The organism is Solibacillus sp. (genome assembly GCF_040273735.1).
Lineage (GTDB): Bacteria > Bacillota > Bacilli > Bacillales_A > Planococcaceae > Solibacillus.
This window is the reverse complement of sequence record NZ_JBELZM010000009.1, coordinates 25,008-41,040: the sequence shown is the minus strand read 5'-3', so window position 1 is coordinate 41,040 and position 16,033 is coordinate 25,008. Positions and strand designations below refer to the sequence as shown.

Here is a 16,033-nt window from a genome sequence, read left to right as displayed (position 1 = left end):
CGTTTTTTATTTTTCAGGTAATTTTTTAATATCGCATTGTGGATCGTCATAAGTAGAACCCGCTGTTTTTATTAACCAATGCGGGTTCTAAAGTAGAATCTTCTTTGTCGAAAGTGGAACGTTTCCCATGAAATGTAGAACCTTTCATGCATAAAGTAGAACTCTTCCCATCAAAAGTAGAACCCGCTGCTTCTATTAGCCACTGCAGCTTCGAAATTAGCCCCTTTTTATCAGCGTGCCACTATTATCCTAATCTGTTTCATCTAGTTGTTCGAGACGTAGATCAAACAAGTTTTTGGGACGCCCCTTTCCTGATGGGGTCGCTAAAGTTTCGATAATTACTGCATAGGAATATTCGGTCAATTTTTTCAATAGCCGGTTCGCTGTGCGTGTTGAAACCGATAAATGTACACTCACTTCTTCTGCTGTGAATGTATTTTTATCGTAAGTCCGCATCATATCGTATAGTTTTTCGAGCTGGAAAACTGAAATATTTGTTTCTTTGGCGATTTCTTCAAGGAAACTATGTGTCTGTTCCACAATAGAGGATACATTCGTGCCATCGAGTGGTCCGAGTAGTTTATCTTCTTTATTGATGCGATAGCTTTCTGTAAATGGTTTTTGGCAATAGCTTGAAGCTTTTTCCGCCTGTGCTTGGGCAATGGCCAATGTTTTGCCGATCCCCCAGCCGATTTTTACTTTAAATGGGACATGTTCATGTAAGAAGGAGGCCAATGAGCATTTTGTTTCATCATTCGTAATGCGTATGTAATCCGAAAAGTTCGTAATAATTTCATTGTGTAGTGATGAGCGATAAATAAGTAGTGAATAGCCGTACGTGCGGTTGAAATCCAGAATGGCTTTATAGAGCGCTACTTGGCGGTATTCATTTTCCAAAAGATCATTTTCAACGAAATTAAATTGCAAATGCCCACATACAACCTGACTTTTTGTTAAGCTATGCACTTCCACTTCTTTTAATAGTTTTTGTACGGCCGCTTCCATGCTTTTTAACGAAGGCGTCACTAAAATTGGGATGACATCATTATGTGAGAAATACGTATTTAAATTTGTTAAACGTGTAAAGCAATATTTGATTTTCCCTTCTTCCAGCAATTCCAAGTGTCTTTTCGCTACGAGTTCATAGGCGTTCGGTTCACCAAATACCTGAATGGATGTGCTTAAAGTGTAAGGGAAATCTTCTTCAGGCAACCATTCTTTCAGGCTTAAATAATTGTTTTCCTCGTACAAAAAGTCGATCAGCGCGTCTCTAAAACGAAAGCCTGGGTTTTCATATTGTACCTTTGTCAAAGTAAAATATAAATCTCGCTCTGTAATGTCAATAAACTGCGAGGGCATTGTTGCAAATTCTGCAGGGCAATATTTTTTGATATGTAAATAAGGAATTTGTCCGCTAAATAACACAGCCGTATATTTTGTATAATTTTCTCTGAAAACCTCGGTTAAATGGGGCAAATCTTCATAAAACACGATATCATATTCCACATTTTCGATTTGTAGCTGGTGGATGTTTTGTAGCCAGCTGTAAGAATAGTTTGTTGAAAAAACACAGATCTTCAACGCAAATCCTCCTTTTCTCTAAAAAAAAATATTGTCATATTTATCAGTTTATTATAATCTTTTATTTAAGGACAGTGAAATAATTTGTCTTTAAATAAGGGGGCGAACTAATGGAGCAAGTAAAAACGACTAACAATGGGGCATTTAATAAATTTTTAAATGTGATTGAGCGGGCGGGTAATAAGTTACCACATCCTTTCATGCTATTCTTTTATTTAACACTAGTTTTAATCGCAGTATCGTTGGTGCTGGGTACGATGCAAGCAGCTGTTATGCATCCTACTACAGGGGAAGAAGTTGTTGTAAAAAGTCTGCTTTCTAAAGAAGGTATACGATACATATTAACTAATACTTTAACAAACTTTACCGGCTTTGCGCCATTAGGTTTAGTATTAGCGATGATGCTCGGAATCGGGCTTTCTGAAAAAGTCGGGCTGTTTTCTGCTGTGATGACAAAAGCGATTTCAAAGACACCGAAACGCATCGTATCATTTATGGTTGTGTTTATCGGTATTTTAGGAAATATTGCATCCGATGCAGCGTTTGTAGTTATTCCACCATTAGCGGCACTTGTGTTTTTAGCTTTAGGTCGCCATCCGTTAGCTGGTTTAGCGGCAGGTCTTGCAGGGGCGGGGATTGGTTTTACTGCCAACATTCTGGTTGCAGGAACAGATGCATTGCTTTCGGGTATTACTACGGAAGTTGTTAAAGGGCTTGACGATACACTTATTGTGACACCGTTGGATAACTGGTTTTTCATGATTGCATCTACATTTTTATTAGCATTTTTAGGTGCGATTATTACAGATAAAATTGTTGAGCCGCGTCTTGGCACATATAAAGGTGATCAAATCGCAAAAAGCACGGATATTTCGGAGCTTGAAGGAAAAGGGTTGCGTAATGCAGGAATTGCGGCGCTATTATACATTGCATTTATCGTTGGATTAATACTCATGCCAAACTCGGCACTATTGAACGATGACGGAACGATTTTACGTTCACCGTTTTTATCTGGGATTATACCAATCATTTTAGGGTTCTTTATTGTTGTTGGGATTACATTCGGTGTAACAACGAAAAAAATCCAGAAAGCTGCCGATGTACCGAATATTATGGCAGAAGCGATTAAAGATTTATCGAGCTATATCGTTTTGATTTTCATGATCGGTCAGTTTATCGGGTACTTTAACTGGTCTAACATTGCGACATGGATGGCTGTACATTTAGCGGACTTCCTGGCAGCAATCAATTTAACGAATATTTTTGCGATTATTCTGTTCGTGCTGTTAGTAGCTGTCTTAAGTTTATTTATTATTAGTGGTTCGGCTTTATGGTCGTTGGTTGCACCAATTTTCGTGCCGACGTTTCTAGTGCTGGGGTACCATCCGGCATTCATTCAGTTAGCGTATCGTATTGGGGAATCTTCGACGAACATGGTCACACCCTTAAATACTTACTTTGCGATCATTTTAGGATTTATGCAGGTGTATAATAAAAAGGCTGGAATTGGAACATTGATGTCATTAATGATTCCGTATACTATCATTTTCTTGATTTTCTGGATTTTGCTAATGTTAATTTTCGTAATTTTCAATATACCGATTGGGCCGGGTATTTATTACAAATTATAAATGGAATGAGGGAAACAGATGATTGACATATCAAATTCATATTTACAAAGACTGATAGGCTGGCGTAGAGAGTTCCACCAATATCCGGAACCAGGGTGGCTGGAATTTAATACGACGAGCAGCATTGCGGACTTGCTGGAAGAATGGGGATACAAACTGTATGTCGGTAAAGAGCTGAATGTGTCGGAACGGATGGGATTACCGAGCGAGGCGATGATCGAACGATTTTATGATGCAGCCAAAAATGCCGGTGCAAATGAAAAATGGCTGTCGAAAATGGAAGGCGGCTATACAGGTGTATTAGCAGTTCTGGAAACAGGCAAGCCTGGTCCGACCGTATGTTTCCGTGTCGACATTGATGCACTTCCTATTTTCGAATCAACGGAAGCAGATCATGTACCGAATAATTTAGCGTTTCGATCGCAAAATGACGGGTTCATGCATGCATGCGGCCATGATAGCCATATTGCGATGGGCTTAGGATTAGCGGAACAAATTATGCAGCATCGCGACCTGTTCAGCGGTACGATTAAAATTATTTTCCAGCCTGCTGAAGAAGGGGTGCGCGGGGCGGCTTCTATCGTTCAATCACCTTTGTTTGATAACATCGATTATTTCTTTGCGCTTCATATTGGAACAGGGGTAGAAGCCGGAAAGTTTATTGCAGGTTCGGCAGGATTTTTGGCTACATCAAAGTTTGATGCGACAATTACAGGCGTAGCAGCACATGCGGGAGGTGTTCCAGAAGAAGGAAGAAATGCATTGTTGGCAGCTGCCCAGGCAACAGTCGCGTTGCATAGTTTGCCGCCGCATAGCAAGGGAAGTCACCGAATCAATGTCGGAACATTGCATGCAGGTCTTGGCCGCAATGTTATTCCGTCAACGGCGCAGATGGAGCTGGAAGTGCGCGGCGAAACGACAGAGGTTAATGCGTTTTATGAAAATGCGGTCAAGCAGATTTTTGCTGGGATCGAAACAATGTATGGTGTTCGTGTCGCATTGAAAAAAGTAGGGGAAGCGATGAGCGTTCCTTCAAGTAAAGCGCTAAGTGCGATTTTAGCTGATGTGGCCAATGATCTGCACATTCCGTATGAGGAATACAGCGACTTTAATTCAGGTTCTGAAGATGCCACATTTTTTATGGATCGCATTCAAAAAAATGGCGGTTTGGCAACCTATTCGATTATCGGTACAGATCTTGCGGCAGGGCATCACCACGAAAAATTTGATATTCGCGAAGAAGACATGCTTCCAGCGTTAAAAATATGGCTCAATACATTATTAAAACTGTAATAGGAGATGACAAGATGAACAGTACCGTCCGGGAAAACAGAATTGAACAATTAGTTATGCAATACGAGCAGCAGATTATTGCACTGTCAAATTCGATTTGGGATATTGCGGAAACACGCTTTCAGGAGCAGAAGTCGGTAGAACTATTAACTGAATTTTTACGTCAGCACGGGTTCCAAGTGACAGAAAACATTGCAAACATGGATACGGCATTTGTTGCTACATATGGAACAGCTGGCCCTGTTATCGGAATTTTGGGGGAATTTGATGCGCTCCCGGGATTAAGCCAAGTGTCGCAAAGTGCAACGCGTCAGGCGGTTATTGATGGCGGGAACGGACATGGCTGCGGACACAATTTATTAGGAACAGCAGGCATTGCGGCAGCACTTGCATTAAAAGATTTAATTGAGCGCGGTGAATTACAAGGACAAATTCGCTATTACGGCTGTCCTGCTGAAGAAGGCGGCTCCGGGAAAACTTTCATGGTACGTGAAGGTGTATTTAACGATGTTGATATTGCACTTACATGGCATCCGAATTCATTTGCAAGTATTTTCAGCTTCTCGTCGCTTGCAAACTATCAAGTATATTTTGAGTTTGAAGGCGTGGCCAGCCATGCTGCAAATGCGCCTGAATTAGGACGCAGTGCGCTTGACGCAGTAGAACTGATGAATGTTGGAGTAAACTACTTGCGTGAGCATGTTCCGTCAAATGTTCGCATGCATTATGCCGTAACAAATACGGGGGGCCTTTCGCCAAATGTCGTCCAGGCAAATGCAGAAGTGCTTTATTTAATCCGCGGAAAAGACATTCAGCAAGTGGATGATATTTATAAGCGCATTGTAAAAATTGCGGAAGGTGCGGCTTTAATGACGGAAACTAAATTAACAGTGAAGTTTGACAAAGCATGCTCGAATTATATACCGAACGATCTATTGAACCGTCTACTATTTAAAAACTTGCAGCAAGCAGGATTGCCGGCATACAGCGGTTCTGAAATGGACTATGCGAAAGAAATGGTTGGTACGCTTACGGCGGATGAAATCGCAGCAGCCAAAAATGAAGTAACGACATTGGCCGGATCTCAATCTTTTGATTTAGAACAAGCATATGTTGATGGTGTATTTTTAAATGAAATTGTACCGTATGAAGTGTCCAGCTATACAATGGCGGGTTCGACTGATGTAGCAGATGTAAGCTGGGTTGTACCGACAGGGCAATTTTTCGCTCCTTGCTTCGTATTCGGCACACCACTGCATACGTGGCAGCTTGTATCGCAAGGCAAAACGTCGCTTGCACATAAAGGGCTTTTATATGCAGCGAAAGTGCTGGCTTTAACAGCGGTGGATTTACTTGAAAATCCTTCGTTAATTGAAGAGGCGAAACGCGAGCTCTTGGCGGAAACGAAAGGTGCATACGTCAATCCGATTCCGGCGGGTATTCGTCCGAATGCTCATCAGAAATAAGTATTTCGTAACTGAAAATAGCCGTGCCCTAGTATTGAAATGCTAAGGCGCGGCTTTTTTTAGTGAAATTTAAGCTAAGTAATAATTTTCCACTTGTCAGATTTAAAAAAATATGTGAAAATACATATACGAACAAACGTTCTTATTAATTGGAGGTATTCGTATGCTGCAAATTCCTTCTAAAACGATTCCGTATTATGAGGCTGGGATTTATTTGCCGTTGCTGTTAATTATTCTTGGGAAGGATTACTCAATTGTGGAGCAAAGTCCGTTCAAATTTAAAAATCCCTATTTGCAATTAATCGATGCTGTACGTATCAAAATAGAGCATGACTTAAAAGAAACGAAGGACTATTTTAAACTTCATCAGATGCGCTTAGTAAGAGGCAAAACGGATGATTTGTTTACCGAGTATCATTTTTACTTTGGGGGAATCATGGAGTGCAGAAGATATTCGAATATTCGCCTTCGTAATCAAAGTGAGTTACTTCTTGCTGAATATTTTAAAAATAGCTGATGCTCTTATAAGATGGCATTGCGCTGTAACAGCAGATATTTATAGTACATCGCAGCGCGTACATATTGCTGGTTGAAGGATTTCATATTGATGTCCAGACTAATTTCAGTATTATCCACAAAAGTTACGAGCGTTTTATCACCATCTTCACTAATATTAATAATAGGATTCAAGGATAACCAAATATTTTGAGGTGAAAACGGCGAAAATAGCGGGAATAAAATGCACGGATCCCCGAAATCATAGGCCACCATTATCGGCAATTTATGTTTATTCTCTCCGAAAAATCGCCTCGACTGATATTTGCTGGCATCATAGGAACTTCCATGCAGACGACACGTATCGCGGATGATTTTTAAAGGTTTATACGGAGAAGTAGATTGGCCGTACTTGTCCAATATGGCAGTGTGAATTTTATCTCGATGCTGATAGGACTTCAAACAAAAGGTGGAGTTAGAAATAATGTAATTGGATTTTTGTGTTAAATTACTAATCATTTTGTATCCCCTATCTTTCCTACTTTTTTAATCGCTTAAATTTTCACTATACATCTAAACTACTGCATAATTTGCTAAAAATCAACATTATATTTAGAAAATTCTGTCATATGATAATTTTTCAGAATATATTGCAAATTATATGATTTTTAACTTATAATGGTTAAAAGAGGTCGAGGTGATATCGATGGATAAATATTATTCGTATACAGACTTTTTAAAAGCGGTTAGTCAGCAGTCCACTGAACATCATGCAGAGAAGCTATTGAATGAAATTTATTTAGATTTATTTATTAGTCGGTTGCAGCGGATGCAACGTATTGAACAATTAAAGTTACTTATCGATACATCGTTAGATCAAAAGAACGAACAAGCATTTCACAGCTATACTACAGAGTTAAATGAGTTATTGGAAACCGTTTCCTAAAAGCCGACCTATTCCAGGTGGCTTTTTTTTATGGGCAAGCGGCGGGTTGTAGTTGTTTTCTAATAAGTGATGGAAAGTTTCTAATAAAATTAAAATAGTTCCAATAAATTGGTTATTTTCTAATAAAAAGGATAATTCTTCTAATAAGTGTTCAAGAGTTTCAAATAACCGGTCCCAATCTTCAAATAAGTCACCGCACTTTTCTAATATCCGCCACCACAGCTCTAATAAACACAGCCAACCTAAAAAAACTCAACCACACAAAATTCGAATGTACGTTCGCAATTTTATCGTAAATTAAAAACGGGTATGTTAAAATAGAAGATAATATAAGCGACAGAAAGGACAATCTGAATATGACAGAAACTTTTACAATAAAGTCCGCCTATCAGCCTGCCGGGGATCAGCCGGAAGCGATTAAACAGCTCATACAAGGGGTTAAAGAAGGCAAGCGTCACCAGACATTGCTTGGGGCGACAGGTACGGGTAAAACATTTACGATTTCCAATGTAATTAAAGAAGTGAATAAGCCGACGCTCGTGATGGCACACAATAAAACACTGGCCGGCCAATTATATAGTGAGTTCAAAGAATTTTTCCCGGACAATGCGGTTGAGTATTTCGTCAGCTACTATGACTATTTCCAGCCGGAAGCATATGTACCGCAAACCGATACGTACATTGAAAAGGATTCAAGTATTAATGAAGAAATCGATAAATTGCGCCACTCGGCAACGACTGCGTTATTTGAACGGAAAGATGTCATTATTATCGCATCCGTATCGTGTATTTACGGTCTCGGTAATCCGGAAGAATATCGTGAAATGGTCGTTTCCATTCGTACAGGGATGGAAATCGAGCGCAATCAGCTACTGCGGAAACTAGTTGACATTCAATATGAACGTAATGATATTAACTTTACACGCGGTACTTTCCGAGTACGCGGGGATGTTGTCGAAATTTTCCCGGCTTCACGCGATGAACACTGTATCCGTATCGAGTTTTTTGGTGATGAAGTTGACCGTATCCGTGAAGTGGATGCACTGACAGGCGAAATTTTAGGGGACCGTCAGCACGTAGCCATTTTCCCGGCATCCCACTTCGTTACCCGCGAAGAAAAAATGAAAGTCGCCATTGAAAATATCGAAAAAGAGCTGGAGGAGCGTCTTACAACATTGCGTTCGGAAGACCGATTACTGGAAGCACAGCGCTTGGAGCAACGGACAAACTACGATTTGGAAATGATGAAGGAAATGGGCTTTTGCTCAGGTATCGAAAACTATTCGCGTCATTTAACATTGCGTGAAGCAGGGGCGACACCATATACATTACTGGATTACTTCCCTGAAGATTTTTTGCTTGTTGTTGATGAAAGCCATGTTACATTACCGCAAGTACGTGGTATGTATAATGGGGACCAGGCTCGCAAAGGGGTATTGGTTGAGCATGGTTTCCGTCTGCCGTCCGCACTGGATAACCGCCCGCTTATGTTCGACGAGTTTCAGTCTAAAGTTAGCCAGGCGATTTATGTATCGGCAACACCGGGCCCATACGAATTAGAACATACACCGGACATGGTGGAGCAGATTATTCGTCCGACAGGGCTGCTTGATCCGACAATTGATATCCGTCCGATTGAAGGACAGATTGATGATTTGATCGATGAAATCCATGAGCGTATCCGCCGTAATGAACGGACACTCGTCACGACATTAACGAAGAAAATGTCTGAAGATTTATCGAGCTATTTAAAAGAAATGGGCTTGAAAGTCGAATACTTGCACTCGGAAATCAAAACACTGGAACGGATCGAAATTATCCGGGAGCTTCGTAAAGGAACATATGATGTGCTGATCGGCATTAACTTATTACGGGAAGGTCTAGATATTCCCGAAGTATCACTTGTCGCGATTTTGGATGCGGACAAGGAAGGGTTCCTCCGTTCGGAACGTTCGCTCATTCAAACAATTGGACGTGCTGCACGTAACTCGAACGGTCATGTCATAATGTATGCCAATAATATGACGGATTCAATGACAAAGGCGATCGGTGAAACGAAGCGCCGTCGTGAAATTCAAATGGCGTATAATGAAGAGCATGGTATTACACCGAAAACGATTATTAAAAAGATTCCTGATATTATCCGCGCAACACAAGCTGCGGAACAGGAAGAAACATATATTACAAAAGTGACAGGCGGTAAAAAGCTGACGAAAAAAGAGCTGGAGAAGCTTGTTGAAACATTGCAAGTTGAAATGAAAGAAGCCGCAAAAGCGCTTGACTTTGAACGCGCGGCTGAACTACGTGACATGATATTTGAATTGAAAGCAGAAGGGTGAACAATGTGAAAAATACAGAAATTGTCGTACAAGGTGCACGAGCGCATAATTTAAAAAATATTGATGTCACAATTCCTCGCGATAAAATTGTTGTTGTGACAGGGCTTTCAGGTTCCGGTAAATCTTCATTGGCATTCGATACGATTTATGCGGAAGGGCAGCGTCGTTACGTCGAATCATTGTCTGCATATGCACGACAATTTTTAGGGCAGATGGACAAGCCGGATGTCGATACAATTGAAGGGCTGTCACCGGCGATTTCGATCGACCAGAAGACGACGAGCCGTAACCCGCGCTCGACTGTCGGAACAGTAACAGAAATTTACGATTATTTGCGACTGCTTTTTGCGCGTATCGGAAAACCGTATTGCCCGACACATGGGATTGAAATTACATCACAGACGATTGAACAAATGGTCGACCGTCTTATGGAATTTCCGGAGCGCACGAAAATGCAGCTGCTTGCCCCTGTTATTGAAGGGAAAAAAGGAACGCATGTAAAACTGCTTGAAGACTTGAAAAAACAAGGCTTTGTGCGGATCCGTGTAAACGGGGAACTGCGTGATCTCGATGACAATATCGAGCTCGAAAAAAATAAAAAACACACGATTGAAGTAGTCGTGGACCGTGTTGTCGTAAAAGAGGGCAATGAAACACGTTTAAGTGACTCCCTTGAAGCAGCGCTCAGAATTGCGGATGGCCGCGTTCTGGTCGATGTCATCGATCATGAGGAGCTGTTATTCAGTGAGCACCATGCATGCCCGCTATGCGGCTTTTCGATTGGTGAACTGGAGCCGCGCATGTTTTCATTCAACAGTCCATTCGGTGCTTGTCCAACATGTGACGGCCTTGGAAGTAAAGCAAAGGCAGATATTGACCTGGTCATTCACAACTGGGATTTAACATTGCTTGAAAATGCGATTGCACCATGGGAATCCGTATCATCCAACTATTACCCGCAGCTGTTGGCATCGGTATGCAAGCACTACAATATTCCAATGGATGTGCCGGTAAAAGATATTCCTAAGGAAAAAATGGACAAAATTTTATACGGTTCTGGAAAAGAGGAAATTCTATTCGAATATACGAATGATTATGGCAGTGTGCATAAGAAAAAGATCGAATTTGAAGGTGTCATCGCGAATATCGAGCGCCGCTTTACTGATTCTTCTTCGGACTATGTGCGCGAATCAATGCAAAAGTACATGACTGAACAGCCTTGTGCTACTTGTAAAGGGCACCGTCTGAAAAAGGAAACATTGGCAGTAAAAATTAAAGACCAGAATATTTCGGAAGCGACACGCCACTCCATTCAGGAAATGTATGAGTTCTTTAGTTCAGTAGAATTAACGGAAAAAGAACGCCAGATTGCGAATTTAATTATTCGTGAAGTTATTGAACGACTGAAGTTCTTATTGGACGTTGGTTTAAATTATTTAACGCTTGCACGATCTGCTGGAACATTATCCGGCGGGGAAGCACAGCGTATTCGACTGGCAACACAGATCGGCTCCCGCTTAACAGGTGTCCTTTACATTTTGGACGAGCCATCAATCGGTCTGCATCAGCGCGATAATGACCGTTTAATTAATACACTTGTAAATATGCGCGACCTCGGCAATACATTAATTATCGTCGAGCATGATGAAGATACGATGATGGCAGCGGACCATTTAATCGATATCGGACCGGGTGCCGGTGTACATGGCGGTCAAGTCATTGCACAAGGGACACCAAAACAAGTAATGAAAAACAAAGAGTCGATTACCGGTCAATATTTAAGCGGGAAGAAATTTATTCCGCTTCCGCTTGAACGCCGTAAATCAGACGGCCGGAAAATAAAGATTAAAGGCGCTTCTGAAAATAACTTGAAAAATGTCAGTGTCGATATTCCATTAGGGCAGTTCATCGCCGTTACAGGTGTGTCCGGTTCCGGTAAATCGACATTGATAAATGAAATTTTATATAAGTCACTCGCATCAAAACTGAACCGGGCAAAAGTGAAGCCGGGCAAGCATAAAACAATAGAAGGTTTAGAACAGCTGGAGAAAGTAATCGATGTGGACCAATCGCCAATCGGCCGTACTCCGCGTTCGAACCCGGCAACGTATATTGGCGTATTCGATGATATTCGTGATGTTTTTGCGATGACGAATGAAGCGAAAGTGCGCGGCTATAAAAAAGGACGTTTTTCGTTCAACGTAAAAGGCGGACGTTGCGAAGCTTGCCGCGGGGATGGCATTATTAAAATCGAAATGCACTTCTTGCCGGATGTTTATGTGCCGTGTGAAGTTTGTCACGGGAAGCGTTATAACCGTGAAACACTGGAAGTAAAATATAAAGACAAAAATATTTCCGATATTTTGGAAATGACGGTAGAAGATGCATTGGAGTTTTTCGGGAACTTGCCAAAAATCCAGCGTAAACTGCAAACGATTGTCGATGTCGGTCTTGGCTATGTGAAGCTTGGTCAGCCTGCGACAACATTATCCGGCGGTGAAGCACAACGTGTAAAATTGGCGTCCGAATTGCATCGGCGTTCAACCGGCAAATCATTTTATATTCTGGATGAACCAACGACCGGTTTGCATGCGGATGATATTTCCCGTTTATTGATTGTACTGCAGCGCTTAGTTGAAAACGGGGAGACTGTGCTTGTTATTGAGCATAATCTCGATGTGATCAAAACAGCCGACCATATTATTGATTTAGGTCCTGAAGGCGGCGAAGGTGGCGGTACCATTTTAGCGACAGGTACGCCGGAGAAAATAGCCGAAGTGAAAGAAAGTTATACGGGACGCTACTTAAAACCGATTCTGGAACGTGACCGTGAACGTATGGAATCGAGAATTAAAGAAGCGCAAAATAAATAGATTGAAAAACTAAGAGCGCAAACGAAACTTTTCGTCCTCCCTCCTCGTATAATAACTATATACGAAGCAGAGGGAGGAATTTTTTATGCAAGAAGAACGTAAACGCATTTTGAAATTAGTTGAAAGCGGTACAATTACGGCAGAAGAGGCGATTGTATTACTTGAAAAATTGTCGTCGGAAAAGGAATCCACTCCATCACAAGCAGCACCAGTAGAACAACCGGTTTTTGAAGAAAAGTATGAGGAAGAGCCGCATAAGGCAGAACCAATTTTTGAAGAGCAAAAAGAAAAACGTAAAACAACAGGATTTGAAGATATTTTCGGCAAGTCATTTAACGATAAAGAATTCAATAAAAAAATGGACGAGTTTATGGGCGATATTAAGCAGGATTTATCGCAATTCAGCACACGCATGACAGGGTTAGTCGGTGCTGCCTTATCGAAGTTTAAAGAGCTTGATATTGATACACCGTTTGGAGAAAAAGTGGATTTCACTAAAACGTATGCTTACCCTGTAGCTGATGTTAAAGGGGTAGAGCTTGAAATCGCCAATGGTAAAGTCGATATCGTACGTGCTGCGGATGATTTAGTTACTGTGAATGTGACAGGGAAAACACCATTAAAAGGTACTGAGGAAGAAACGATTGCACAGGCAACGGAAAATATGTCGAAGCTGACAAATGACAAATTGTTTATTCAGTCAACAAATAAATTTGCGCAAGTGAAAGTACAAGTAGCTATTCCAGAAAAACATTATGATGTAGTCATTGCGAAATTATTAACAGGCAGTGTTTCAATCGAACAGGTTGATGCAAAGCTTGTAAAAGCGCGTACACATAATGGCATAATCCGTCTGGAAAATGCAACATTTGATCATGCGGAACTGCAAACGAGCAATGGTGCAGTAGAAGCCCGCGATATTAAAGGTCAAGATCTGGAAATCGGGACAGCGAATGGACGTATCTACGTAGACGGAGAATTAAATGAAGTCGAAGCTGAATCGATGAATGGACATGTTGTCATTACCACAACGAGTGCAGAAGCACATAAAATCAAGGCACGTGCACTATCAGGTTCAGTAGAAATTTATGTTCCGAAAACAGTCGCACTGGATGGCCAGGTTTTCTCGAACTTCGGAAAAGCGGATATCGGTTTAAGTGATGTCCTTGTTACAGAAGAAGAGGAGCAATTCCTGTCAAAATCAGTCCGTTTCACAAAAGAACTGGAAGGTGCGAAACTCCTGAAATTAGTAGGGGAATCTCGTACAGGTACAGTGTTGGTACGTTATACGCTGCAATAGGCATAGGATTTAAATACAGCTTTTTGGGGTTCGATTTGCTAAAGCAGCAACAAACTCCTATATAAAATCAGGCATCCATCTTCTCACAGAGAATTTGGATGCCTTTTATTTTTGTTTTCCGCCAAAACCCCAATAAAAAGTCATAAATTGCCGTATTCCTACATGGAAAAATACTCTTTCTAAAAAACCCCCTAAAAGTACTATAATAATCCAAATGTTGAGAAGGGTTTTCACTGAAAACGTCGAATAATTAAAAATAGTGTAGAGTATTTTATTATATTAAGAACATTTCATAATTTAACAAACACATTACGAAAACCAAAAAATAAGTGTATTTCTATGAAAATTTAGCAACAAATGATTTTTTGTAATGTTGTCATGGCGGTGCAGAGAGCTTGGAAACGAGGCGGGGCTTACATTGAAAAGAAAATGTAATAAAATTTGAGCTTGAAAATGCTATAATGGGTAAGACTAAAATTTAAAATACTAGAAATTGAGCTTAGGTGGTTTCGTGAATGATTGAAATGAATAATGTAGTGAAGAAGTATCCTAATGGGGTCGTCGCCGCAAACGGGATTACGGTTCATATAAAAAAGGGCGAATTTGTATATATAGTTGGCCCGAGTGGAGCAGGTAAATCGACATTCATTAAGTTGATGTACCGTGAAGAAAAACCGACTTCCGGCGATGTGATCATCAATGGCATTAATTTGAGAACGCTAAAAAATAGTCGTGTACCTCATTTGCGCCGTCATCTTGGTGTTGTCTTCCAGGACTTTAAATTATTGCCGCGCTTAACAGTGTATGAAAATGTAGCGTTCGCGATGGAAGTAATTGAAGAACAGCCAAGTGTCATCCGTAAACGGGTAATGGAAGTACTCGAACTGGTAGGCTTAAAGCATAAAGTGCGAATGCTGCCGAATGAGCTGTCAGGTGGAGAACAGCAACGCGTTGCAATTGCCCGCTCGATTGTGAACCGTCCAAAAGTGATGATTGCGGACGAGCCTACAGGAAATTTAGACCCTGAAACTTCGTGGGAAATTATGAATATTTTCGAGGAAATCAATCGCCAAGGTACGACGATTTTGATGGCAACACATAACCGTGAAATCGTAAATACTGTGCGTAAAAGAGTTATTGCCATTGAAGGCGGAATGATTGTCCGTGATGAGTACGGAGGTGACTACGGCTATGAAAACTAGAACAATTGCCCGTCATTTCCGTGAGAGTTTTAAATCATTAGGCCGTAACAGCTGGATGACAATCGCTTCAATCAGTGCTGTAACGGTCACATTATTATTGGTCGGTGTATTTGCTGCGATTATGATGAATTTAAACAAAGTCGCGTCCGATTTGGAAAACGATGTTGAAATCCGCGTCATGATCGATATTATTCCGGAAGCGGAAGAAGCAAAACTGGCAGAAGAACAGCTTCTTGACGAGATTCATAATATGCCGGATGTCGAGGAAGTTACATATTCTTCAAAAGAACAAGAATTAAGTAAGTTAATCAAAGATTTTGGCGATGAACTAAGTTTATTCGAACAGAACAACCCGTTATATAATGTGATGTATGTTAAAGCGGTCGATCCTTTGAAAACAGCTGATGTCGCAAAGCAGATTGATAGCTTAGACAATACTTTTGAAGTAAAATATGGCGAGGGTAAAGTAGAAAAACTATTTAACTTCTTAGAAATCGCTCGTAATGTAGGACTCGTATTAATTTTAGGACTGCTGTTTACAGCAATGTTCTTAATCTCTAATACAATTCGCATTACGATTATTGCACGTAAAGATGAAATCGAAATTATGAAGCTTGTAGGGGCTACAAATTCTTTCGTCCGCATTCCATTTGTATTGGAAGGAATGTGGCTTGGTTTGATTGGATCGATTATTCCGGTCGCAGCCGTTACAATTGCTTATTACAATATTTATGATTTATTGGCACCTCGATTAAAAGGGGAGTTGTTCCAATTATTAGAAGTAACACCGCTTATGTACCAGGTGAACGCATTAATTATTTTCATCGGGATGTTCATCGGTATATGGGGAAGTTTCATGTCAGTTCGTAAGTTTTTAAAAGTATAACTTCTTTCAGCGACTGTCACA

General features: G+C 40.8%; 12 protein-coding genes. 10 read left to right on the top strand and 2 right to left on the bottom strand.

Features of this window, described 5'->3' with window-relative positions:
- Window positions 1–249: 249 nt before the first annotated feature.
- The gene (locus ABS917_RS10380; RefSeq protein WP_350478903.1) at window positions 250–1,581 is read right to left on the bottom strand and encodes a hypothetical protein; all 1,332 of its coding nucleotides are present in this window, start codon (window positions 1,579–1,581) and stop codon (window positions 250–252) included.
- A gap of 110 nt (window positions 1,582–1,691) precedes the next feature.
- On the opposite strand from ABS917_RS10380, the gene ABS917_RS10375 reads away from it, so the two are divergent.
- The 4 genes from ABS917_RS10375 (at window position 1,692) to ABS917_RS10360 (ending at window position 6,488) form a co-directional block, all read left to right on the top strand.
- Window positions 1,692–3,212, top strand: coding sequence for an AbgT family transporter (locus ABS917_RS10375; RefSeq protein WP_350478902.1), 1,521 nt, complete (start codon window positions 1,692–1,694; stop codon window positions 3,210–3,212).
- An 18-nt stretch (window positions 3,213–3,230) separates the two neighbouring features.
- Window positions 3,231–4,505, top strand: a complete 1,275-nt coding sequence (locus ABS917_RS10370) for an amidohydrolase (protein WP_350478901.1) — start codon at window positions 3,231–3,233, stop codon at window positions 4,503–4,505.
- A 14-nt stretch (window positions 4,506–4,519) separates the two neighbouring features.
- The gene (locus ABS917_RS10365; RefSeq protein WP_350478900.1) at window positions 4,520–5,971 is read left to right on the top strand and encodes a M20 family metallopeptidase; all 1,452 of its coding nucleotides are present in this window, start codon (window positions 4,520–4,522) and stop codon (window positions 5,969–5,971) included.
- Between the two features lie 163 nt (window positions 5,972–6,134).
- Complete coding sequence (locus tag ABS917_RS10360) at window positions 6,135–6,488, top strand: YhjD family protein (RefSeq protein ID WP_350478899.1); 354 nt, start codon at window positions 6,135–6,137, stop codon at window positions 6,486–6,488.
- 5 nt (window positions 6,489–6,493) lie between these two features.
- Here the strand turns inward: ABS917_RS10360 and ABS917_RS10355 are convergent, their stop codons facing one another.
- Window positions 6,494–6,985, bottom strand: coding sequence for a competence protein ComK (locus tag ABS917_RS10355; RefSeq protein WP_350478898.1), 492 nt, complete (start codon window positions 6,983–6,985; stop codon window positions 6,494–6,496).
- A gap of 187 nt (window positions 6,986–7,172) precedes the next feature.
- Between ABS917_RS10355 and ABS917_RS10350 the strand changes: the two genes are divergently transcribed.
- The 6 genes from ABS917_RS10350 to ftsX all read left to right on the top strand — a co-directional run bounded on the left by ABS917_RS10350 (window position 7,173) and on the right by ftsX (window position 16,012).
- A complete protein-coding gene (locus ABS917_RS10350; RefSeq protein ID WP_350478897.1) occupies window positions 7,173–7,412 on the top strand; it encodes an IDEAL domain-containing protein in 240 nt (79 codons plus the stop codon).
- Window positions 7,413–7,768: 356 nt separating this feature from the next.
- The gene (gene uvrB, locus ABS917_RS10345; RefSeq protein ID WP_350478896.1) at window positions 7,769–9,751 is read left to right on the top strand and encodes an excinuclease ABC subunit UvrB; all 1,983 of its coding nucleotides are present in this window, start codon (window positions 7,769–7,771) and stop codon (window positions 9,749–9,751) included.
- A 5-nt stretch (window positions 9,752–9,756) separates the two neighbouring features.
- The gene (uvrA, locus tag ABS917_RS10340; protein WP_350478895.1) at window positions 9,757–12,624 is read left to right on the top strand and encodes an excinuclease ABC subunit UvrA; all 2,868 of its coding nucleotides are present in this window, start codon (window positions 9,757–9,759) and stop codon (window positions 12,622–12,624) included.
- A gap of 85 nt (window positions 12,625–12,709) precedes the next feature.
- A complete protein-coding gene (locus tag ABS917_RS10335; RefSeq protein ID WP_350478894.1) occupies window positions 12,710–13,924 on the top strand; it encodes a DUF4097 family beta strand repeat-containing protein in 1,215 nt (404 codons plus the stop codon).
- Between the two features lie 515 nt (window positions 13,925–14,439).
- Window positions 14,440–15,126: a cell division ATP-binding protein FtsE gene (ftsE, locus tag ABS917_RS10330; RefSeq protein WP_350478893.1), complete on the top strand. Its 687-nt coding sequence runs from the start codon at window positions 14,440–14,442 to the stop codon at window positions 15,124–15,126.
- Window positions 15,116–16,012, top strand: a complete 897-nt coding sequence (gene ftsX / locus ABS917_RS10325) for a permease-like cell division protein FtsX (RefSeq protein WP_350478892.1) — start codon at window positions 15,116–15,118, stop codon at window positions 16,010–16,012. Before ftsE ends, ftsX begins: the two co-directional genes overlap by 11 nt.
- The last annotated feature ends 21 nt before the right edge of the window (window positions 16,013–16,033 follow it).